This window comes from Aquabacterium soli (genome assembly GCF_003933735.1).
Classification (GTDB): Bacteria; Pseudomonadota; Gammaproteobacteria; order Burkholderiales; family Burkholderiaceae_C; genus Aquabacterium; species Aquabacterium soli.
Genome location: NZ_RSED01000010.1, coordinates 186156 through 207239, shown reverse-complemented (window position 1 = coordinate 207239; position 21084 = coordinate 186156). Strand labels below are relative to the sequence as shown.

17 protein-coding genes and 1 pseudogene are annotated in these 21084 nt (G+C 68.4%); 7 read left to right on the top strand and 11 right to left on the bottom strand.

All coding sequences use genetic code 11. The features are described from left to right. Nucleotides 1-7 precede the first annotated feature (7 nt). The 4 genes from pcaF to EIP75_RS14465 form a co-directional block, all read right to left on the bottom strand. On the bottom strand, nt 8-1213 hold the full coding sequence (gene pcaF / locus EIP75_RS14480; protein ID WP_125243986.1) for a 3-oxoadipyl-CoA thiolase: 1206 nt from the start codon (nt 1211-1213) through the stop codon (nt 8-10). A gap of 136 nt (nt 1214-1349) precedes the next feature. After that, the gene (locus tag EIP75_RS14475) at nt 1350-2192 is read right to left on the bottom strand and encodes an amidohydrolase family protein (protein ID WP_125243985.1); all 843 of its coding nucleotides are present in this window, start codon (nt 2190-2192) and stop codon (nt 1350-1352) included. 38 nt (nt 2193-2230) lie between these two features. Then, the gene (locus EIP75_RS14470) at nt 2231-3904 is read right to left on the bottom strand and encodes a (2,3-dihydroxybenzoyl)adenylate synthase (protein ID WP_125243984.1); all 1674 of its coding nucleotides are present in this window, start codon (nt 3902-3904) and stop codon (nt 2231-2233) included. Nucleotides 3905-3923: 19 nt separating this feature from the next. Then, nucleotides 3924-4691 (bottom strand): SDR family NAD(P)-dependent oxidoreductase, encoded by a 768-nt coding sequence (locus EIP75_RS14465; RefSeq protein WP_125243983.1) that lies wholly within the window; start codon nt 4689-4691, stop codon nt 3924-3926. Nucleotides 4692-5020: 329 nt separating this feature from the next. On the opposite strand from EIP75_RS14465, the gene EIP75_RS14460 reads away from it, so the two are divergent. Then, nucleotides 5021-5926 (top strand): LysR substrate-binding domain-containing protein, encoded by a 906-nt coding sequence (locus EIP75_RS14460; RefSeq protein ID WP_125243982.1) that lies wholly within the window; start codon nt 5021-5023, stop codon nt 5924-5926. A gap of 49 nt (nt 5927-5975) precedes the next feature. On the opposite strand, the gene EIP75_RS14455 is transcribed toward EIP75_RS14460, so the two are convergent. After that, a complete protein-coding gene (locus EIP75_RS14455; RefSeq protein ID WP_199758595.1) occupies nt 5976-7046 on the bottom strand; it encodes a ProQ/FINO family protein in 1071 nt (356 codons plus the stop codon). A 72-nt stretch (nt 7047-7118) separates the two neighbouring features. Continuing rightward, the gene (locus EIP75_RS14450) at nt 7119-7373 is read right to left on the bottom strand and encodes a DUF1289 domain-containing protein (protein WP_125243981.1); all 255 of its coding nucleotides are present in this window, start codon (nt 7371-7373) and stop codon (nt 7119-7121) included. 58 nt (nt 7374-7431) lie between these two features. Between EIP75_RS14450 and EIP75_RS14445 the strand changes: the two genes are divergently transcribed. Together EIP75_RS14445 and fusA are read left to right on the top strand one after the other, a co-directional pair. Next, on the top strand, nt 7432-8274 hold the full coding sequence (locus EIP75_RS14445; RefSeq protein ID WP_125243980.1) for a hypothetical protein: 843 nt from the start codon (nt 7432-7434) through the stop codon (nt 8272-8274). A gap of 584 nt (nt 8275-8858) precedes the next feature. Beyond that, complete coding sequence (gene fusA, locus EIP75_RS14440) at nt 8859-10922, top strand: elongation factor G (RefSeq protein ID WP_125243979.1); 2064 nt, start codon at nt 8859-8861, stop codon at nt 10920-10922. Nucleotides 10923-10994: 72 nt separating this feature from the next. Here the strand turns inward: fusA and EIP75_RS14435 are convergent, their stop codons facing one another. Together EIP75_RS14435 and EIP75_RS14430 are read right to left on the bottom strand one after the other, a co-directional pair. Next, complete coding sequence (locus EIP75_RS14435) at nt 10995-12164, bottom strand: HAF repeat-containing PEP-CTERM protein (RefSeq protein ID WP_125243978.1); 1170 nt, start codon at nt 12162-12164, stop codon at nt 10995-10997. Nucleotides 12165-12326: 162 nt separating this feature from the next. Then, nucleotides 12327-12752: a hypothetical protein gene (locus EIP75_RS14430; RefSeq protein WP_476561141.1), complete on the bottom strand. Its 426-nt coding sequence runs from the start codon at nt 12750-12752 to the stop codon at nt 12327-12329. Here EIP75_RS14430 and EIP75_RS14425 point away from each other — a divergent pair. Continuing rightward, nucleotides 12678-12887: pseudogene (locus tag EIP75_RS14425) on the top strand (3-oxoadipyl-CoA thiolase); the annotation flags it as partial. The gene EIP75_RS14430 and the pseudogene EIP75_RS14425 sit on opposite strands and share 75 nt — an antisense overlap. Before the next feature lie 9 nt (nt 12888-12896). Here EIP75_RS14425 and EIP75_RS14420 read toward each other — a convergent pair. Continuing rightward, nucleotides 12897-14231 (bottom strand): glycerate kinase type-2 family protein, encoded by a 1335-nt coding sequence (locus EIP75_RS14420; RefSeq protein WP_125243977.1) that lies wholly within the window; start codon nt 14229-14231, stop codon nt 12897-12899. Nucleotides 14232-14463: 232 nt separating this feature from the next. On the opposite strand from EIP75_RS14420, the gene EIP75_RS14415 reads away from it, so the two are divergent. From EIP75_RS14415 to EIP75_RS14405, 3 genes are all read left to right on the top strand, one after another. Beyond that, nucleotides 14464-17178, top strand: coding sequence for a hybrid sensor histidine kinase/response regulator (locus EIP75_RS14415; protein ID WP_125243976.1), 2715 nt, complete (start codon nt 14464-14466; stop codon nt 17176-17178). Nucleotides 17179-17427: 249 nt separating this feature from the next. Further along, nucleotides 17428-19218 carry a lipase family protein gene (locus EIP75_RS14410; RefSeq protein WP_125243975.1) on the top strand — a complete coding sequence of 597 codons (1791 nt, stop codon included), beginning with the start codon at nt 17428-17430 and terminating at the stop codon, nt 19216-19218. Between the two features lie 115 nt (nt 19219-19333). After that, nucleotides 19334-20014, top strand: a complete 681-nt coding sequence (locus EIP75_RS14405; protein WP_125243974.1) for a hypothetical protein — start codon at nt 19334-19336, stop codon at nt 20012-20014. Nucleotides 20015-20028: 14 nt separating this feature from the next. Here EIP75_RS14405 and EIP75_RS14400 read toward each other — a convergent pair whose 3' ends face one another. Together EIP75_RS14400 and EIP75_RS14395 are read right to left on the bottom strand one after the other, a co-directional pair. After that, entirely contained in the window at nt 20029-20700 is a 672-nt protein-coding gene (locus EIP75_RS14400; protein WP_125243973.1) for a DUF799 domain-containing protein, read from the bottom strand. Between the two features lie 12 nt (nt 20701-20712). Further along, nucleotides 20713-21078: a DUF4810 domain-containing protein gene (locus EIP75_RS14395; RefSeq protein ID WP_125243972.1), complete on the bottom strand. Its 366-nt coding sequence runs from the start codon at nt 21076-21078 to the stop codon at nt 20713-20715. Nucleotides 21079-21084 lie beyond the last annotated feature (6 nt).

Genomic DNA, 21084 nt, shown 5'->3' with positions numbered 1-21084 from the left:
CTTGAAATCAAACCAGCTCGATGGCCAACGCGATGCCCTGCCCCACGCCGATGCACATGGTGCACAGCGCGCGGCGCCCGCCGGTGCGCTGCAGCTGGCGCACCGCGGTCAGAGCCAGGCGCACGCCGGACATGCCCAGCGGGTGGCCGAAGGCGATGGCACCGCCGTTGGGGTTCACGTGCTCGCCATCGTCGGGCAGGCCGAGCTGGCGCAGCACGGCCAGGCCTTGCGCCGCGAAAGCCTCGTTGAGCTCGACCACATCGAAGTCACTGATCTTCAAGCCCGTTTGCGCCAGCAGCTTGCGCACGGCCGGCACCGGGCCGATGCCCATCACGCGCGGGGCCACGCCAGCGGTGGCGATGCCGATCACGCGGGCCAGCGGCGTGAGGCCGTTGCGCGAGGCACCGGCTTCGCTGGCCAGCAGCAGGGCGGCCGCGCCATCGTTCACGCCCGACGCGTTGCCCGCGGTGACCGTGCCGTTGGGGCGGAAGGCGGGCTTGAGCCTGGCCAGGGTGTCCAGCGTGGTGTCGGGGCGCGGGTGCTCGTCCTGGCTGAACAGGCGCGTCTCGCCCTTCTGGGTGCTGCCGGGCACGGGCACGATCTCGGTGTCGAACAGGCCAGCCGCGATCGCCTTGGCCGCACGCTGCTGGCTGCGCAGCGCGAAGGCATCCTGGTCGGCACGCGAGATGCCGTGCTCGTCGGCCACGTTCTCGGCCGTCTCGCCCATGGCGTCGATGCCGTAGAGCTGTTCCATGCGCGGGTTGACGAAGCGCCAGCCGATGGTGGAATCGTGGATCTCGGCATGGCGGCTGAAGGCGGTGGCGGCCTTGGGCATGACCAGCGGGGCGCGGCTCATGCTTTCCACCCCACCGGCCATCGCCAGATCCAGCTGGCCCAGGGCGATGCCCCGCGCCGCGCTGGCAATGGCCTCCAGGCCCGAGCCGCACAGGCGGTTCACCGTGGCGGCCGCCGCCGTGACGGGCAGGCCGGCCAGCAGCGCGCTCATGCGGGCCACGTTGCGGTTGTCTTCACCGGCCTGGTTGACACAGCCGAAGTACACCTCTTCGAGCTGCCCCCAGTCCAGGCGCGGGTGGCGGGCCATCAGGGCCTGCAGCGGGATGGCGCCCAGGTCATCCGTGCGGATGCCCGAGAGCGCGCCGCCGTAGCGGCCGATGGGCGTGCGCAGGCCGTCAATGATGAACGCTGAGGTCATGCGAAATGGTCTCCAGAGTGAAGCAGAGGTGGCAGCACGCCACACCGATCAAGCGGCTGCCGGGGAGCCGGCTTTGCCGGGCCCAAGGCAGCGCCCCCTTGAGGGGGAGCGGTCCTGGCCGCTGGGGGGTGGGCCGTCACAATCCCAGTACGCGCTCGGCGTTGCCGTGCATGACCTTGTCCATCACCGCATCGCTGTAACCCAGCTCGGCCCATTCGCGCAGGATGCGTTCATACGGCAGGCTGGGGTAATCGCTGCCGAACATGATCTTGTCCTGCAGGCGGCCACGGATGTCGACCTTCAGGTTGCCCGGGAAGTGCTTGGGCGCCCAGCCCGACATCTCCCAGTACACATTGCCCTTGTGCAAAGCCACGGCGGTGGTCTCGTCGACCCAGGGCCAGCCGGGGTGGGCCATGATGATCTTGAGGTTCGGGAAATCCGCCGCCAGGTCGTCGATGGAGCCAGGGTGGGCATGGCGGATGCGTGCACCGTGGCCACCCGCCATGCCCGCGCCCATGCCGGTGGTGCCCACGTCGATCATCACGGCCGCGCCCAGCGCATTGATCTCTTCGAACAGTGGGTAGTAGCGCCGGTCGTTCACCGCGAAGTGCTGCATGATCGGGTGGAAGTGAAAGCCGATGAAGCCCAGCTCGGTCACGGCCTTCTTGACCTGGCGGATGGCGATCTCGCCCTTGGCGGGCTCCACCGCGCCCCAGCATTGCAGGATGCGATCGGGGTGGCGTTTCCAGATGCCATGCACGTACTCGTTGGTGCAGGGCGGGCTGGCCACGGTGGTCTCCAGGTCCAGGGCCACCAGACAGGCTTCGACGCCGGCCGTGGCGAACTCCTTGATCACATCCTCTTCGGCCTTGCCCACCCAGTCACGCTTCCAGTAGGTGGCCAGGGCTTCGGGGTAGGGGCCTTGTGATTCGATCCAGGTCTGTGTGCCGGGATAGCAGTGCAGGTCGATGATGCGCATGGCGTGTGTCGCTTTCGTGATCGGGGTGTGAAGTAAGGTCAGGCGGCCTGGGCGGTCCGGGCCTCGTCGGCCAGCGTGGCGGCGATCTGCTCGCCCAGTGCCTTCTTGGAAACCTTGCCGAAGGTGGACACCGGGAAGTCCGGCAGCAGCTCCAGACGCTCGGGCAGCTTGAAGCGGGCGATCTCGTGCGTGTGCAGAAAGGCCACCAGGGTGGGCAGGTCCAGCGTGGCGCCACGCTTGAGCACGGCGAAGGCGCACATCTTTTCGCCCATGGCCGCGTCGGGCATCGGCACGCAGGCCACGTTCTGCACGGCCGGATGCATCAGGATCAGGTTCTCGACCTCTTCGGCACTGATCTTCTCGCCACCGCGGTTGATCAGGTCCTTCTTGCGGCCTTCGACGATGTAGTTGCCTGAAGGGTGTTTGCGCATCAGGTCGCCCGAGCGGTAGAAGCCATCGGGGGTGAACTGGCGCGCGTTGTACTCGGGCACGCCGAAGTAGCCGCGCAAGGTATAGGGGCCACGGCAGGCCAGCTCGCCCACCTCGCCATCGGGCACCTCGCGGCCGTCGTCGTCGATCAAGCGGACCTCGTCATCGGCACACACAGGGCGGCCGCAGGTTTCCAGCAGCACTTCTTCGTCATCGCCCTGGCGCACGAACATCAGCAGCCCTTCGCTCATGCCGAAGTTCTCCTGCACGAAGGCATTGGGGAACAGCTGGCGCGTGCGGATGCGCACCTCGGGCTGCATGCGCTGGCCGCCGCTCTGGATCTGCAGCACCGAGTCCAGCCTGGCGCCGTCGATGGCCGGGTCGTTGATCAGGCGGATCAGCAGCGCGGGCACCACCTTGATGTGGGTCACGCCATGCTTTTCGATCAGCGCGAACATCTCGGCCGGCCGCGTGTTGGCGTGCAGCACCACCGTGGCGCCGTTGAACAGGAAGCCCTGGATGCCCGGGCAGGCCAGCGGCAGGTTGTGCGCGATGGGCAGCACCAGCAGCAGCACCGAATCGCCGTTGACACCCGCGACCTCGGCCGCCACCTTGGAGTTGTAGGCGTAGTCGTTGTTGGTGCGCGGGATCAGCTTGGGGATGCCGGTGGTACCACCCGAGAGCTGGAAGATGCACGGGTCGGTGGGCTCGATGCGCAGCTCGCTCAGCTTCGATGCGGGCAGATTCGCAGGCTTGTCGATGAGCGCCGTCAGCGAATGCTCGCCAGGGCCGGCCTCGCCCAGCACCAGGCGCAGCTGCAGGCAGGGTTGCTCGGCCTGTACACGGTCGATGATGGGCGCGAAGCGGAACTCGCCGCCCTGCTCGCGCACCGAGGTCGGGTAGACCACGCAGCGCGCCTGCGCCAGGCGCACGAACTGGCTCATCTCCGCATAGCGGTGCGTGACCAGCGCCGCAATCGGGATGCAGCCGATCTTCTGCAGCGCGAAGTACAGCACCACGAACTCGGCCACGTTGGGCAGGGTGGGCACGACGCGGTCCAGCGGCTTGAGGCCCAGCTCGAGCAGGTTGAGCGCCAGGTTGCTGCTGACCTCATCGAGCTGCGCGTAGGTATAGCGGCGCTCGCCGTCGATCAGCGCGGTGCGCTCGGCGTAGCGCTCGAACACATCGGCGAACTCCTGCGCCAGCGACTGGTCGCGCCAGTAGCCCTGGGCGCGGTAGCGCGCGGCGAAATCGTCGGGAAAGGGCACGAATCCTTCCAGCATGGTGATGCTCCTTTGCCGATCAGGTCGAGGCCGTGAAGCCACCGTCGATCACCACCACTTCGCCGGTGACGAAGCGGTTGGCGGTGATCAGGTTGAGCATCACCTCGGCCACGTCGTCGGCCGTGACGCAGCGGCGCAGCGGCGTCTGCTTGGCGCGCTTGCCCATCAGGTCGTCGTACTTGTCGCCCAGCATGCGTTCCATCCACTCACCCTCCATCCAGCCCGGGGCCACGGCGTTCACGCGGATGTCCGGGCCCAGGTTCCAGGCCAGCGTCTTGGTCAGGTTGACGACGGCGGCCTTGCTGGCGGCATAGGGCAGCGGTTGCGGGCCAGGGCGCAGTCCCACGATGCTGGCCGTGTTGACGATGGCGGGGTTCGTGCCCTTCTTGAGCAGCGGCACGGCGGCACGCGCCACCTGGAAGGTGCCGCGCACATTGACGGCGAAGGTGCGGTCCCACTCGGCCATGTCCAGGCTTTCGAGATCCTTCACCTTCCAGGTGGCGGTGGTGCCGGCGTTGTTGACCAGGGCATCGAGGTGGCCGAAGGTCTCGCCGATGGCGGCCATGGTGCGGCGCACAGCGGCATCGTCGCTGACATCGCACTGCAGCAGCAGCGTCTTGGCGCCCAGCGCTTCGGCCTCGCCGGCCACGGCCTGCGCTGCCTTGGCGCTGGAGCCGTAGACGATGGCGATGTCGTAGCCGGCACCGGCCAGGGCCAGCACGGCGCTGCGGCCGATGCCGGTGGCGCCGCCGGTGACGAGGGCCTTCTTGCGGGGGGTGGAACTCATGGCTTGTCCTTGGGTGAAAGCGTGTGACGGTGAGAAACAGTGAGAGACGGAAAGAGGCACCGTGAGCGGCCATGCGGCAGCACAACCTGGGTCACACGGCCCGGTGCGGCATGCGGCAATGGCGGTCTGGAAAGGGCCTGGTCGGCAGACCGGGTATTAACCCGAAGGCCTCGGCAAGATCACGGTGGGCTCTCCTCGTCGGTTGCTGCTTCATCGAGCAGTTGGGTTGACTTTAGGCAGCGGCCGAGGGGGCGGGAAGATGCCAGAATCCGCGAAGTGATACGCGATTGACATCCCGGCGGAAACCCTCGGGCTGTCCACCACCCCTGATGAAACTCACGCAGTTGCGCGACCTGGTCGCGATCGTGGAGCACGGCAGCCTGCGGGCGGCCGCGCGCCAGCTGGACATGGCCCAGCCATTGCTCACGCGCAGCGTGCGCGCACTGGAGAAGGAGCTGGGCGTGGAGCTGTTCGAGCGGCAGGCCCTGGGCATGACGCTCACGCCCGCCGGGCGGCTGTTCCACCAACGCGCCTGCGCCATCGTCAACGAGGTGCGGCGTGCGCGCGATGAGCTTGCGCAGGTGCAAGGCGATGGGGTGGGCACCCTGGTGGCCGGGCTGTCGATCATGCCGCACGCGGGCCTGCTGCCATCGGCCCTGCCGGCGTTTCGCAGGCGCTATCCGCAGGTGCAGCTGCACCTGATCGAAGGCCTGTTCCCAGACATCGAAAGCCGCCTGCGCGAGGGCAGCATCGACTTCTACATGGGGGCCGCGCCACGCCTGCAACCCGCCCCCGGGCTGGTGATGGAGATCCTGTTCAGCAACACGCGTGCGGTGGTGGGCCGCAAGGGCCACCCGATGGCGCAGTTCAATTCGCTCAAGGACCTGGCCTCGGCCGAATGGGCCACCACCTCGATCGACTACAACGCCAGTGAAGACCTGTCGCGCCTGTTCGCACGGCATGATCTGCCGCCGCCGAAGGTGGCCTTGCAGGCGGGCAGTGCACTGTCACTGATGGTGGCCCTGGCCGAGACCGATCTGCTGGCCATGCTGCCGCGGCAGTGGGCCGACTTCCCGCTCACCGCGGGCACGCTGCTGGTGATCCCGGTGCGTGAGCACCTGCCGGCACCGGACATCGTGCTGATCCGGCGGCCCGACCTGCCGCTCACGCCGGCCGGTGAACACCTGGTCGACCTGATGCTGCGCTCCGCGCCGGGGCAGAACGCGGCGGCCTGACATGAAAAAGCCGCGCAGGTGCGCGGCTTCTTTGTTCAGTGCGCCCGGTTCACTCCGGCTTGCCGGGCTCGCTCGGCTTGTTGTCCTGTGGCTTGTTGTTGCCATCGGCAGGCGCGGCGTTGCGAGGGCCACGCGGCTGGCCATCGCGGTTCTGAGGGCGTTGCTGCGCCGAGTTCGGGTTCTGGCCTTGGCGCGGGCGATCACCGCCACGGTGGTCACGGTCGCCACGCGGGCCACCGTCAGGGCGACCACGGCGGTCATCGGCACGGGGGCCACGGGCATCGCGGCGATCACCCGGGCGCTGCTCGCCACCACGTGCCCCACCGGGCCCCCCGCGACGGTCGTCGCGGCGCTGATCGCCATGGTCATGGCGCGGGCGGCCGTGGCCATGAGGCGGACGTCCCTGCGGTGCGGGCGGGCGCTCCAGGGCTTCCTTGCGGGCCAGCGCCAGCAGCTCGGGCAGCTGCTCGGCCGTGACGCCCTTGAGCGCGCAGAAGTTGGCTTCCGTCAGCTTGGTGGTCTCGAAATCGCGCAGCAGCGAGGCACGCTTGCGGCGCCCTTCGTCCTCTTCGCGGCGGGCGGCGTCTTCCTGGGCACGGCGCGCGTCCTGGTTGGCGCGGCGGCGGGTCAGCTCGTCAGCGGCCACCTTGCGGTGCTCTTCCGTCAGCTCACCGGCCGGCTGGCCATCGAGGTCGAAGCGCTGCGTGCCCTTGGACACGGCGATCAGGTAGGAGGTGGCCCCCGTGTGGCGGCGCAGGAAGGCCGACAGCACGGCCTTGGTGAACACGCCGGGGGCGCGCTCCTGGATGTCGGCCTGGATGCGCAGCTTCAGCGGCTTGGCGCCGCCGGTGAACAAGGCCGGAAAAAGCTGCTTGAGCCGATCGCCGGCAGCAGCGGGGCTCATGTCGTCGGCCTTGGCCGGCGAGGCCGCAGGCGCGCTTTCGGCTGCGGCTGCGGTCTGGCCTTCGCTCGGACTCTCAGGGCTGGCGGCCGGATCCAGCGTGGGCGCGCTCACGGCTTCAGCAGCGGCCGCGTTCTCCACGTTGGGGACCGGGGTCGGCACGGTCTCGGGCGAAGCAGCGTTGTCGTGCTCGGGCGAAGGGCTGGTCGAAGAAGACATGAACGGGGCGCGGAAGCAGGGCCTGAAGGCGGAAGGGTTGATTGTGCCTGCAAAGGCAGAGGCCGTGCAGGGTCAGGACCCGGGGGCCTGCTTGACGCCAGACCAGCTCAGTTCACGCTCCTGCCGCCGCTGTGCCGCCCGAGCCACGCACTCGCCGCGCTGGGCATCGCTCATCGTGCCCCACTGGCGGATGTCGTCCAGCGTGCGGCCGCAGCCGATGCACACGTCGTCCTGGTCCAGCGTGCAGCGCCGCACACACGGACTGGCCACTGTCACGGTGGGGGTGGACGGTGCGGGAACAGGAGACGATGGCAACGGCAGGGACATGCGCCCGATTGTGCCGCCACAGCGCGATACTGCGCGCGTCCATTCCCCTTGCACCGCCATGAAGATCGCCAAGTACTGGGAAAAAACGGAAGGCACCGCGCTCAACCGCGATGGGCAGATGTACCGCACCACGTGCTGGGGCGGCTCCAGCGAAAGCACCGAGCAGGCGCTCCAGCTGGCGCGCGCCAAGCTGCGCCACTGGGCGCGCCTGGTGCAGGAGCAGCCCGATCCTTTCGACACCTACGGCTACGAACACGGCGAGATCCGCGAAGAGCTGGTCGAAGAGATCACCGGTGCCAACGGCACATTGATCGGCGCCATCACCCGCAACGGCTATGGTGTGCTAGTGCTCAACACGCCGCGCCTGCTGATCGCCGATGTGGACACCCAGCCCGCCGGCCTGGTGGACCGCCTGAAGGCACGGTTCACCAGCGGCGCCACCCCCAAGGCCAGGCGCGTGGCCGAGATCCAGGCCTTCCATGCGCATCACCCCGAGCTGGCCCTGACCGTGTTCGAAACTTACGCCGGCCTGCGCGTCTTCCTGACCAACCAATGGCACGAGCCCGAGGCCCACACCGCTCGGCAGCTGATGATCGCGCTCGGCGCCGACCCGCTCTACCAGCGCCTGTGCCAGAGCCAGCACTGCTACCGCGCGCGCCTGTCGCCCAAGCCCTGGCGCTGCGGCACCACGCGTCCGCCCAACCGCTATCCGCGCGAGCCCGGCCAAGCCGAGCAGGCCTACACGCGCTGGCTGGCCGGCTACAGCCACCACGCCGCTGGCTATGCGGTGTGCCGGCCGCTGCTCACGCTGGGCCCGGACCAGCAGGACGAAGACACCACCCGCCTGATGGCGCTGCACCAGGCCATGACCGTTCGCCCCGGCGACCTGCCGCTGGCGTGAACTTGAAGCCTGGCCATGAGCCCATACATGCACTGAAGACGCGGTCATTGCAGGCCGCGCGCGCCAGGCGCACAATGGATCCCGCAGCGAAAACGGCTGTTGTCCTCCGTTGTCGTTCAGGCTTTCACCAACGTCTTTCACGCACGTTCCACGTCACCAGGCACCGTCTCATCATGACGATCTTCACCCCCGCGTTCACGGCCGGCCAGCACGCGCTTCGTCACCACGAAGCGGGTCTGCCCGTGGGTGAGCGCACGACGCACGCCTTGCGACGATAGCCTTTCGACATCCCTGTTCGGAAGGCCTGGGCCTTCCGGCACACCGCCCCGGTCGGCCCACGCCCCCGGGGCTTTTGTTTTTCTCGACCGCACTTTTCATCAGGACCACGCCATGCGCACCTACGACAAGTTGATCGCCACGATTCATCTGGCGCAAGCCCGGGCCCACCTGCGCCCGCGCTTTGAGTCGCCCGTCGCTTCGCAGGCGCACGAGGCCTAGCCCCCACCGCATCAGCGCACACGCGCACCAGGCGGATCGCACCGGGGCTGGCTTCTGACCCAAGACCAGTTTTCTGAGAGATCCGTATGAGCCACCGTCACCACACCCCTCCCGCCGCCACCGGCCCCCGGGCCCTGCGCAACATCGGCGTGATCGCGCACGTCGATGCGGGCAAGACCACGACCACCGAACGCATCCTGTTCTACACGGGCGAGAGCCACCGCATGGGCGAAGTCCATGACGGCGCCGCCACGATGGATTTCGATCCACAGGAGCGCCAGCGCGGCATCACCATCAACAGCGCCGCCACCACGGTGTTCTGGAAAGGCGTGCAGATCAACGTGATCGACACACCGGGCCACATCGACTTCAACATCGAGGTCAACCGCTCGCTGCGCGTGTTGGACGGCGCTGTCGTCGTGTTCGACGGCGTGGCCGGCGTGGAGCCGCAGACCGAGACCAACTGGCGCCTGGCCGACCAGTACCGTGTGCCGCGCATCGCCTTCATCAACAAGCTGGACCGCACGGGCGCCGACTTCGCCCGCGTGGTGCGCATGATCGAAGAGCGCCTGGGCGTGCGCACAGCCGTGCTGCACCTGCCGATCGGCGAGGAGGCGGGCTTCCATGGCGTGGTCGACCTGGTCGCGATGCAGGCCCTGTACTGGCCCAGCGACCGCGCCGGCGCGCCCATGGAGATTGGCCCCGTGCCGCCCGAACTGCTGCCCCAGGTGGATGCGGCACGTGCGCGCCTGCTCGACGCCGTGGCCGACCAGGACGAGGCCGCGCTGGAGGCCTACGTGCGCGATGGCGATGTGCCGCAAACGCTGCTGCAATCGGCCTTGCGCCGGGGCACGCTGGCGGGTGCCGTGGTGCCCGTGCTGGCAGGCTCGGCGTTCAAGAACAAGGGCGTCGAGCCCTTGCTGGACGCGGTCAACGCCTACCTGCCGACGCCGGAGGACATCTCGGCCGACAGCGCCCATGGTGAAGGCCAGGGCGCGGATGGCCCGTTCGCCGCACTGGCTTTCAAGCTGGTGCACGACGAGCACGGCGCGATGGTCTTCGTGCGGGTCTACCAGGGCCGCGTGCGCGTGGGTGACGTGGTGCTCAATGCCAGCACTGGGCAGAAGGAACGCATCGGCCGCCTCTACGAGGTGCACGCCGACAAGCGTCTGGAACGCCAGGAGTTGGTGGCGGGCGACATCGCGGCCATCGTGGGTCTCAAGTCCACGCTGACCGGGCACACGCTGAGCGATCCGGCCCACCCGGTGGTGCTGGAGAGCATCACCGTGCCCGAGCCGGTCATCGACGTGGCCGTGGAGCCGCGCACCCAGGCCGACCAGCAGGCACTGTCCAAGGCGCTGCAGGCCCTGGTCCGCGAGGATCCGAGCCTGCACCTGCGGCAGGACCCGGAATCCGGCCAGACGCTGCTGTCCGGCATGGGTGAGCTGCAGCTGGAGGTGTCGCTGGAGAAGCTGCGCGCGCGCCATGGCGTGGAGGTGAACGTGGGCCGGCCCCAGGTGGCCTACCGCGAGACGATCACGCGCACGGCCGAGGTCACTCACCTGCACAAGAAGCAGAGCGGCGGCCCGGGCCAGTTCGCGCAGGTGGTGCTGCGCCTGGAGCCGCTCGAACGCGGCGAGGGCGTGCGCTTCGTCAGCGAGGTGGTCGGCGGCGCGGTGCCGCGCGAGTTCATCCCCGCCGTGGAAGCGGGGGTGCGCCGCGCAGCCCTTGCCGGCGCGGTGGCGGGCTTTGCCTTGGTGGACTTCCAGGCCACCCTGGTGGATGGGGCCTTCCATGAGAAGGACTCGTCGGCGCTGGCCTTCGAGCTTGCGGCGGCGGCGGCCTTCCGCGAGGCGGCCACACAGGCCGGGCCCGTCGTGCTGGAGCCCGTGATGGACGTGGAGGTGGTGACACCGCCCGACCACCTGGGCGACGTCATCGGCGACCTGATGCGCCGGCGCGGCCTGGTGCGTTCGCAGGACACGCGCGGCAACGCCGCCGTGGTGCAGGCGAACGTGCCGCTGGCCGAGATGTTCGGCTACATCGGGCAACTGCGGGCGCTGTCGCACGGGCGGGCGCAGTACGCGATGCAGCTGAGCCACCTGGCGGTGCTGCCGGAGCACCTGGTGGCGCGGGCCGCAGCGCGTTGATGCACGTTGAAGCGCGCGAGCCGATAAGCTCGCGAGAGGCACGGTTTCCGCAAGGAGACCGTGCCTCTTTTTTCAGTGGGTCTCGCCCCTGCGCACTCGCCTCACGGCCATCAACAGCAGCCCACCGCCCAACAGGCTCAGGACCCAGGTCGAAGGCTCCGGCACCGGTGTCAGCACCGCCGTCACCGATCGCCCGTTGAGCTGACCGCTGACCAGGATCTGGCCCGCGTCATTGATGCCGGAAGCGTATGTCAATGTGAGGCCGGCACTCACCAGAGGATCTGCCGTCAGCAGCAGACTATTCAGATCGATCATGCCCTCCTCCCGCGTCCACAGGAAAGGGCTGGTGTACCAGTTCGCCGTGCGGCTGTAGCCCACCGTTGCACCGGATTCGTTGAGGCCAGTGGCGAACGACTCCACATGGCCCGACAGCAGGCCCAGATCCACCATGCCTTCAGCCTGCGTCCACAAAAATGCGCGGGATCCTTCTGCCGTCTGGCTGGTGCCGATCACCTGGCCGGTCCCGTTGATGGCTTTGGCCGTGCTGCTGTTGGCCCCCCCGGCCAAATCCCCCAGATCCTGCATTCCCCCGGCTTCGGTCCACAGGAAAGCCCGGCGGCCTCCGGCCACCTCGCTCACGCCCACCACGCTCCCTGCGTCGTTGATGGCTAACGCGGTGCTGAAGCTGCCCCCTTCCAGCACGCCCAGGTTGCGCATGCCACCGTTGGAGGTCCACAGGAAGGCCCTCAGCCCGTCATCGGTGTAGGACTCACCCACGACCGAGCCAACCCCATTGACGTCCTGCGCATTGCTGCCAGGGCTGTGGGTGCCACCGCGAGTCATCGGCAAGGCGCCCAGATCCTGGATCTGCCCACCCGGTGTCAGCAGGTAGCCATGGACATCGCCCAGCACGGTCGAACTGCGGCCAACGATCTGCCCGGCATTGTTGATGTTGTAGGCGTAGTGGATGCTGCGTCCGACTGCCGAGGGTGCCAGTGTGGGCAAGACACGCCCTTCCCCCTGAAGCGACCAGTATGCTGGCTGACTACCAATCGAGCTAAATGGCTCGACATAGCCGACCACCCCGGCATTGCTGATGGCATAAACATACGTGGTGTACGAGCCTTCAGGCGGCGTCAGCAGCGTGGCCGTGTATTGAGGCGCAGCCTGTGCGTGCAGGGCCACACCGGCGATGCAGGACAGAATCCAACGGCCGAAACCGGAATAATGAGATGACAGCATGGGATGAGAAGACCCGAGGTTTTGCTTATGGATGACAGGCCGTGAAGCCTGTCCCACACTATAGACATCGGGTTACATCAATGCTTGGCCATTGCCCCCCTCGATTCGGGGACACCGATGGGCGCTGCCTTGCCCATGCTTCACGCTGGCAAGCACCACAGGTCAGCGCGGCAGCGTGTACGCAATCACGTAATCTCCCCGATCAGGCGACTGCCGCGCCCCACCGGCCGAGATCACCACGTACTGGCGCCCCGTCTTCGGTGACTGGTAGGTGATCGGCGTACCCTGGCTGCCCACGGGCAGGCGGGCCTTCCACAACTCCTGGCCATTGCCGCTGTCGAAGGCGCGCAGGTAGTAATCCTGCGTGGCCGCGAAGAACACCAGACCACCCTGCGTGGCCAGCGACCCATCGATGGTGGGCATGCCCACCGGCATCGGCAAGCCTGACCGTGCTGCGTGATCTGGGCCTGCGGGATGATGATCCGCGCGTGAACCCCAATGGCGGCGCCNACCGTGCTGCGTGATCTGGGCCTGCGGGATGATGATCCGCGCGTGAACCCCAATGGCGGCGCCATCGCCCTGGGCCACCCGCTGGGGGCCAGTGGTGCACGCCTGGTGACCACGGCCATCAACCAGCTGCACCGCACGGGCGGCCGCTACGCGCTGTGCACCATGTGCATCGGCGTGGGGCAGGGCATCGCGTTGGTCGTCGAGCGGGTCTGAACCACGGCCTCACAGCACCAGCACCGCCCTGAAGTCGTTGACGTTGGTGAACGTGGGGCCCGGCACCACGGCATCGCCGAGCCGCTGGAAGAACTCGCCGGAGGCATGCGCCTTCAGCATCGCGTGCGGGTCCATGCCCGCCTCACGCGCCCGTGCCAGCGTGTCTGGCGAGATCAGCGCACCGGCCGCTTCGCTGGCACCATCGATGCCATCGGTGTCGGCCGCCAGCATCCACACGCCGGGTTCGCCGCGCAGCGCAAGGGCGGCGCCCAGGAGAAATTCCGAACAGCGGCCCCCGCTGGGCTTGAGGTCGTCCGGTGGCTGGTGGGCATCTGCCGCGCCCAGGGTCACCGTCGTCTCGCCTCCCGACAGCAGCACGCAAGGCGGTGTGAAAGGCGACATTGCATCGTCACGCTGGCGCACCGCATGCAGCGCCAGCCCGGCATGCACCGTGCCCACATCACGCGCCTCGCCCTCGATGCGGTCGCTCAGCACATGGGCCGCCAGGCCCAGGCCGCGGGCATGCGCAGCCGCTGCGTGCAGCATCGCCAGCGGCGTGGCGATCACGTGGGCCTCGTCCTGGGCAAAGGCCGGATCACCGGGCTTGGGTGTTTCCAGCCGGCCCTCGCGCAGCCCCTCCAGCAGATCCGCCGGCACGTCCAGCCGGTAGCGCTCGATCACCGCCAGCGCATCCGAGCAGGTGCTCGGATCAGGCACGGTGGGGCCGCTGGCGATGTCGTGCAAGGCGTCGCCCGGCACGTCGGAGATCACCAGGGTCACCAGGCGGGCCGGCCGGCACAGGGCCGCCAGACGGCCACCCTTGAGCGCAGACAGGTGTCGCCGAACGGTGTTCATCTCGGTGATGGAGGCGCCGCAGCGCAGCAGCTGGCGGTTGAGATCCTGCTCGCCCTGCAGGCTCCAGCCCGGCAGGGGCGCGGCCAGCAGGGCCGATCCGCCACCGGACATCAGCGCGATCACCAGGTCGTCCGCACCCAGGCCGTGCAGGGCAGCGATCATCTGTTGCGTGGCGCGCAGGCCGGCGTCGTCGGGCACCGGGTGGGCCGCTTCCAGCAGGGTGATGCGGTCCGGTGGTGCATCCGCAGGCCTTGGCGGCACATGCCCATGCCGGGTGATCACCACCCCTTGCAGTGGGCGATCGGCAGGCCAATGGGCCTGCAGGGCACGCGCCATGGCGGCACTGGCCTTGCCCGCGCCCATCACCACGGTGCGGCCCCGCGGTGGGGGCGGCAGGTACGGTGGCAGCGCCAGGGCCGGCTGGGCGTGGGCCACGGCCGTGTCGTACAGGGCGCGCAGCAGGATGGCGGGGTCGGGAAGGGTGTTCATGTCGGTGGCATCACGCCCGGCCATCCTAAGCCAGCGAGGCCAGCGCCACCCCAGCCGTGCGGATCTCACGCCCAGGGGCAGGGCCGTGCCGCTGTTCGGGCTTTATCTGGCTGCCCGCTTGTGGTCTACTGATCAGCCGGACATGTGCATTTCAGGCGTGTTCGAAGGCAGTACTTCACACGGCCCGGCGATGCCGCCAGGCCCGATGACACAAAGGCCTGAGATTGTCTGGATGACCGCGTTCACCTCCTGGAGTGCCCGCCACCGGCCCGGCGCACATTCCAGCAGCGACTCCGTTGTGGCCGCCCCCGCCCCCTGGCGCATACGCACCAGCCTGGCGGTGCTCGTGGTGGCCTGCCTGCTGCCCGGCCTGCTGCTGTCCAGCTACTTCATCATCTCCGACTACCGCGAGCACCGCGCCCGCGCCGTGCGTGACGTGATCGGTGCCGCCCGCGCGGCCGCCGCGGCCCTGGACCGGGATCTGGCCAGCATCGAGGCCGGCCTGCGCGTGCTGGGCTCGTCGGCCACGCTGGTCGATGGCGACCTGGCCGCCTTCCACGCCCAGGCCCGCAATGCCTTGCCGTTCCAGAACATCAACAACGTCGTGCTGATCGACCCCGAAGGACGACAGCAGGTCAACACCCTGCGCTCCTGGGGCTCGGCACTGCCCACGGTGGGCGGGCCGCCCCAGTTGATGCGCATCTTCGAAACCGCGGGTTCCGTGCTGACCGATGTGTTCACCGGCCCCGTCACGGGCCAGCCCATCGTGGCGCTGGGCGTGCCGATCCAGCACAACGGCACCACGGTCTACAGCCTCAACGCAGGCATCTTCCCCGAGCGCATCGCCGGGGTGCTGGCCGCCCAGCGGCTGCCCCGCGACTGGATCGGCGCCGTGCTCGACAGCCAGGGCCGCATCGTGGCCCGCACGCACGACATGGCGCTGTACGTGGCCAAGCCGGCCGTGCCCCATCTGGTGCAGGCCGCCCGCGAACAACGGGAAGGCGTGATCGAGACCAACACCCTGGAAGACATCCCGGTGGTGACGGCCTTCACCCGCTCGAGCCTGTCGGGCTGGACGGTGGCCGTGGGCCTGCCGCGCGACGAGCTCACCGCGGGCCTGAAGCACTCCCTGGCGCTGCTGCTGGGTTGCAGTGCCGCCTTGTTCGCCCTGGCCCTGGGGCTGGCCTGGCGCATGGCCATGTCTCGCGTGGTGGCCCCCACCGACCGGCTGCTGGCACGCATGGCGCGCATCTCACAGGGCGATGACAAGACCCCCTCCCTGGAACAGGACGGCATCGTGCCCAGCCGCGAGTTCCTGGCGCTGGAGCAGGGTTTCACGGACATGAGCCAGCGCCTGGCCGAGCGCGAGCACGAGCGCGAAGCCTTGCTGCAGCGGCTGACCCACACGCTCGAAAGCATCCACGATGGCTTCTTCCAGCTCGATGACGAAGGTCGCTTTGCCTACGTGAACGGGCGCGCAGCAGCGTTGCTGCGCCAGCCCCGCGACGAACTGCTGGGCCGCACGCCCTGGGATGCCCTGGCGGCGGACGACGCCACCGCCTTGCGCGCCGCGTTCGAAAGCGCGGTGGCACGCCAGCAGCCCGTGCATTTCGAAACCCGGCTGCCCACCCTGGGCCTGTGGCTCGACATCCATGCCTACCCCTCCGGCCAGGGCCTGGGCGTGTACTTCCAGGATGTGGGCGAGCAGCACGCCGCGCGCCAGGCACGCCAGGCCCAGCAGGTGGCCGAGGCCTCCAACCAGGCCAAGACCGAGTTCCTCTCGCGCATGAGCCATGAACTGCGCACGCCGCTCAACGCGGTGCTGGGCTTCGCGCAGGTGCTCAAGCTGGACACGCGCCAGCCCTTGAGCGCCTCCCAGCTGTCCATGGTCGACCAGATCGATTCGTCCGGGCGCCACCTGCTGACCATGATCACCGATGTGCTGGACGTGTCGCGCATCGAGGCCGGCACCATGCACATGGCCATTGGCGATGTGGACGTGGCCGCCCTGGCGCAGGACTGCCTGCACACCCTGCTGACGGAAGCGCGCGCGGCGGGTGTCCGGCCCGCGATCAGCCTGCCGCCCGGCCCTCCGCTGGTCGTGCGGGCCGACCGCACGCGGCTCAAGCAGGTGCTGCTCAACCTGTTGAGCAACGCCATCAAGTACAACCGCCCCGATGGCCACGTGACCCTGAACGTGCGCCAGGAGGCCGATGCCGAGGGCACGCCCATCCGCTTCAGCGTGCAGGACACGGGCATCGGCATGAACGAGGCCCAACTGGCCCACCTGTTCGAGCCCTTCAACCGGCTGGGGCGCGAAACCACCGGCACGCCTGGCACCGGCATCGGCCTGGTGATCTGCCAGCGCCTGGTGGCCCTGATGGGCGGCACCTTGCGCGTGTCCAGCACCTCGGGGCACGGCAGCACCTTCTTCTTCGACCTGCCCGCGGCCCACCCCCCGCACCCCAGCCACGCCACCGACCCCGACATCCCGACGGAGACCGATGCCATGCGCACCACCACGACCACGCCCGGTCAGGCCCCCTACGACACCCGCAAGGTGCTGTACGTGGAAGACAACCTGGCCAACCGCGACATCATGGCTGCCATGCTGGGGCTGCGCCCCCAGATCGATGTGCACCACGAGATGACGGTGCACGCCGGCATGGAGCGCCTGGACACCGAGGGCTTCGACCTGGTGCTGCTGGACATGCACCTGCCCGACGGTAGCGGCCTGGACCTGCTGGCCTGGATGAAGCGCCATGAAGAGTTGCGCGAAGTGCCCGTGGTGGTGGTGTCTGCCGATGTGACGGCGGCCACCATGGCCAAGGCCCGCGCGGCGGGCGCCCTGGCCTACCTGCAAAAGCCGCTGGACCTGCCGCTGGTGCTCGAAGTGGTCGATGCGATCCTGGCCAAGGAGGCCGTGCCGGCCAAGGCGGTGCCCTGAAGGTTGCGGTGCAGGCAGGGACTGCAACCACCGCCAAGGGTTAAACCCCACCCATGTTGACCAATGAACCCCCTCTCTTCGAGGGGGTTCGTCGCTTTTATGCGCCCTTTTCAGGCGCTTCTGCGCGCAAGCACGCGCCTCTGCCCCGGGGACATTTCCCGACAATTCCATGACCCGATCAACGTCAAGCATTAATTCAAACGTCGGTTGATCGAGCTTGGATGTCAACTACAACCCGTGGAGAAACACATGAAAACCCGCTTCCCTTCACACCGCCTGGCCGTGCCCCTGGCCGCCATCGCGCTGGCCGCTTCAAATGCCCATGCCGCCACGCAAGGCCCGGCCGGCATGGCCTTCTACACGCCGCCCGCCGTCATCACCGGCAACCACGGTGACCTGATCTCCTACCGCAGCACCACCGTCAGCCTGGGCACCGATGCCCCGGCCGTCAACGCGTGGAACGTGATGTACCGCTCCACCGATTCACGCGGCGCGGCCAACGTGGTCACCGGCACGGTGCTGGTGCCCAAGGGCATCTGGCTGAGCCTCACCGCCCGCCCCATCGTGTCGTACGCCGTCGGCACGCACGGCCTGGCCCAGAGCTGCGCGCCTTCGCTGCAGATGGCCGCCGGCACCGACTATGAAAACGCCAACATCGTCGCCGCACTGAAGGCCGGCTATGCCGTGCTGGTGTCCGACTACCAGGGCTACACCAACGGCGCCACGCCCACCTACCTGGCCGGCGCCTCGCAGGGCAACGCCGTGCTGGACATCGTCACCGCCGCCCAGAAGATCCCCTTCGGCGGCCTGAGCACCAACGCCAAGGTGGCGGTGTGGGGCTACTCGCAGGGTGGCCAATCGGCCGCCTGGGCGGGCCAGCTGCAACCCACCTATGCCCCCAACATCAAGCTGGTGGGCGTGGCTGCCGGCGGCGTGCCGGGCGATTTCAAGCGCACCGCCCGCTTCCTGGACGGCAGCGCCGGCTCGGGCTTCATGTTCGGCGGCGTGATCGGCCTGGCCCAGCAGTACCCCGACAAGATCCCCCTCGACACCCTGGCCAGCGAGACCGGCAAGGCCGCCATCAACCAGGGCAAGCAGCAGTGCGTGTTCGAGTCGATGTTCACCTTCATGAACCACGAGCTGTCCGAGTACACGGTGAACAACCGCTCGCTCGAATCGCTGATGACCGTGCCCTCGATCAACGAGGCCCTGACCGCGCAGGACCTGGGCGGCAACACCATCACGGCACCGCTGTACCAGTACCACGGCCAGGCCGACGAGTTCATCCCGCTGGACCAGGCCCTGGCGCTCAAGAAGAAGTACTGCGCGCGCGCCACCAGCGTGACCTTCGACCTGTTCCCCAGCGAGCACATCGCCACGCAGTTCCAGGGTGCGCCCTACGTGCTGTCCTGGGTGGCCGACCGCATCGCCGGCAAGACGGCCGCGCCCAACAACTGCGGCAACAACGGCCCTGAGCCGCAATCCACCGCCAACCCCGGCGGCGGCAACTTCGTGGTCTCGCTCAAGGAATGGGGCCTCAACGCCACGGTGGGCCTGAAGACGCTCAAGCAGACCGTGACCCTGCCGGCCACCTCGACCTTCACGGCCGACGCCGACATCACCGCCGGCCGCCTGAACGGTGCCCTCTCGGTGCCTGACTTCAAGCAGACGCTCAGCATCATCGGCATCCCGGCCAACGTGGGCCTGCGCATCACCCCGGTGGGCAGCGCCACCGGCACCGTGTCGCTGGACAACAGCGGGATCCTGAGGATCAAGGGCACGGCCTACGCCGACATCACCGTCACCTCGGTGCTGGGACTGCCGTTCGGTGAGTGCAAGACCGTCACGCCGGTCGCCTTCCCGATCGACTTCCAGGGCCCGGTGTCGTCGATGGGCAATGGCAAGCTGGTGTTCACCGGCACCACCACCTTCCCGCAGATCAAGGGCTGCGCCATCTCGGCCATCCTGTCGACCATGATGTCGGGCAGCGGCCAGACCTACAGCTTCACCGTGTCGCCCCCGGCACCGAAGCGCTTCTGATCCCTTTCAGGGGTCTCGCACCACGCGCGGGTCTGGCGCCCTGAAGGGCCAGGGCACGCGCGTGGTGCTTTTTTCATGGATCATCACGCTGGCTCGCATCGCCTGGAACCCACACATGGCGCTCACACACCGCATTCCGTCGTCCGGCAAGGCCGGGCTGTTCACCCTGGGCGGCATCGCCCTGGCCGCGGCCATCGCCGCGGGCGTGTACTGGTTCGGCACACCGGCCGATCAGGCACCCGCCACGGCGGCCTCGGCCAGCCCTGCATCGCAGGCGTCCTCGCCTGTGCCCATGGCGTCTTCCGCCTCCGTGCCGGCCCTGGCCACCAGTGCCGAGGCGGTGCGCATCGCATCGGCCGACCTGGCCCAGGCCAACCAGGCCCTGGCACAAGACCCGGTGCTCAAACCCATCACCGGCCCCGTCACGGAGCGCCCGCCCTATGTCTCGCCCATGGAGTGGGACATGCTCAAGGGGGTGGCCTCGCAGCACGCCACGCCGGGGCCCGAGCTCACCCGCCTGGTCAACTCGCTGCGCTTCAACAAGCAGTTCGAAACCTGGGAAGCCCTGCCCAGAACGGATGCCAACAGCGCCCAGCGCCAGGCATTGGCCAAGGCCCTGATGGCCGACCTGCCCGAGCGCCTGCGCCACCAGGACATGGGCATCCAGGACGCCCAGAAGGCCATGGCGGCCCTGCTGGCGGACATCGAGCCCGACGAAGCACGGCGCAAGGCGCTGGCCAGGGATGAAGGCCTGCGCCTGCTGGCTGCCGTGCCACGGAACGTGACCGCGCCCTGACCCTTGGCAGGCCCTCAGTCCTTCTCGTAGTTCGGAGAGCGTGGGCCGTAGAGCATGCCGTTGGGCCGCCCGGCCACCAGCAGGCGCTGGCTGGTGATGCCGGCCACGGGGTGGCTGGCATCGGTGACGTTGTTCATGATCTGCTTGACCACCGCCGCCACCAGCAGGCCGACCAGACCACCCTGGTTGTTGTTGCCGCCTTCGCTGTTGGACGCCGTGGCCGACCCCTCCCACAGGGTCGTGCCGCTCTTCAGATCCACCAGCTTGCCCGTGGCGGACACGACTGCCGAGCTGTCGAACACCGTGTAGGTGGCACCGTAGCGCGTGACCGCCACATACAAGGCCGCGTCGGCCCCGAAGATCTCACGCAGCTTCGCGGTCGACACCTCGTGGATCTCACCGGCGTTGTGCAAGCCGTTGTTCTTGAAGGTCTCGCTGACCAGGGCCACCGGCAGCACGTAGTAGCCGGATTCGGCCAGAGGGTAGGTCATCTGGGCCAGCATGCTGGCCGTCGCGTTCACGTCAGGTGACTGGTTCAGCGGCGGCAGCACCAGGATGGACCTGGGGCGGCTTTGCTTGAACGCGCTGTAGTCATAGGCCCGGTTCTGCGTGGCGCAGCCCGTGAACAGGCCTGCCGCCAGCATGACCGTGGCGAGCTTCAACAGTCTTGTGCTTGTCGTGTGCATCACGTCACCCCTTCACTTTTTCTGGGCCTTGGCCAGCAGGAAATCCATGTAGCCGGCCGACTCCGGGAACAGCGCCTTCTCGGTGCGCAGCTCTTGCACGGCCTGGTCGTCCTTGCCGACCTGCAGGTACAGCAATCCCAGGTGGGCGTGGTAGCCCGGCGGCGGCGTGCCGCCTTGGGCACGGATCTTCTGGAAGCCCTGTTCCAGCGCCGCGATCTGGGCCTCCGGCCCCGTGGAGCCCTGGGCGCGCAGGTAGTTGTAGACCTGGGCCTGGTAGCCCTCCCATTGGTACAGGGGCTTGGGCGCGGCGCAACCCACCAGCAAGGCGGCCAATGACATGGCCGTGTACGCGCAGGCCTTCTTCACAAGGTACATCATGTGATT

Bases quoted from the DNA above. Each gene is read 5' to 3' on its own strand.
- pcaF (WP_125243986.1), bottom strand. From the start codon at position 1,213: ATGACCTCAGCGTTCATCATTGACGGCCTGCGCACGCCCATCGGCCGC.
- EIP75_RS14475 (WP_125243985.1), bottom strand. From the start codon at position 2,192: ATGCGCATCATCGACCTGCACTGCTATCCCGGCACACAGACCTGGATC.
- EIP75_RS14470 (WP_125243984.1), bottom strand. From the start codon at position 3,904: ATGCTGGAAGGATTCGTGCCCTTTCCCGACGATTTCGCCGCGCGCTAC.
- EIP75_RS14465 (WP_125243983.1), bottom strand. From the start codon at position 4,691: ATGAGTTCCACCCCCCGCAAGAAGGCCCTCGTCACCGGCGGCGCCACC.
- EIP75_RS14460 (WP_125243982.1), top strand. From the start codon at position 5,021: ATGAAACTCACGCAGTTGCGCGACCTGGTCGCGATCGTGGAGCACGGC.
- EIP75_RS14455 (WP_199758595.1), bottom strand. From the start codon at position 7,046: ATGTCTTCTTCGACCAGCCCTTCGCCCGAGCACGACAACGCTGCTTCG.
- EIP75_RS14450 (WP_125243981.1), bottom strand. From the start codon at position 7,373: ATGTCCCTGCCGTTGCCATCGTCTCCTGTTCCCGCACCGTCCACCCCC.
- EIP75_RS14445 (WP_125243980.1), top strand. From the start codon at position 7,432: ATGAAGATCGCCAAGTACTGGGAAAAAACGGAAGGCACCGCGCTCAAC.
- fusA (WP_125243979.1), top strand. From the start codon at position 8,859: ATGAGCCACCGTCACCACACCCCTCCCGCCGCCACCGGCCCCCGGGCC.
- EIP75_RS14435 (WP_125243978.1), bottom strand. From the start codon at position 12,164: ATGCTGTCATCTCATTATTCCGGTTTCGGCCGTTGGATTCTGTCCTGC.
- EIP75_RS14420 (WP_125243977.1), bottom strand. From the start codon at position 14,231: ATGAACACCCTTCCCGACCCCGCCATCCTGCTGCGCGCCCTGTACGAC.
- EIP75_RS14415 (WP_125243976.1), top strand. From the start codon at position 14,464: ATGACCGCGTTCACCTCCTGGAGTGCCCGCCACCGGCCCGGCGCACAT.
- EIP75_RS14410 (WP_125243975.1), top strand. From the start codon at position 17,428: ATGAAAACCCGCTTCCCTTCACACCGCCTGGCCGTGCCCCTGGCCGCC.
- EIP75_RS14405 (WP_125243974.1), top strand. From the start codon at position 19,334: ATGGCGCTCACACACCGCATTCCGTCGTCCGGCAAGGCCGGGCTGTTC.
- EIP75_RS14400 (WP_125243973.1), bottom strand. From the start codon at position 20,700: ATGCACACGACAAGCACAAGACTGTTGAAGCTCGCCACGGTCATGCTG.
- EIP75_RS14395 (WP_125243972.1), bottom strand. From the start codon at position 21,078: ATGATGTACCTTGTGAAGAAGGCCTGCGCGTACACGGCCATGTCATTG.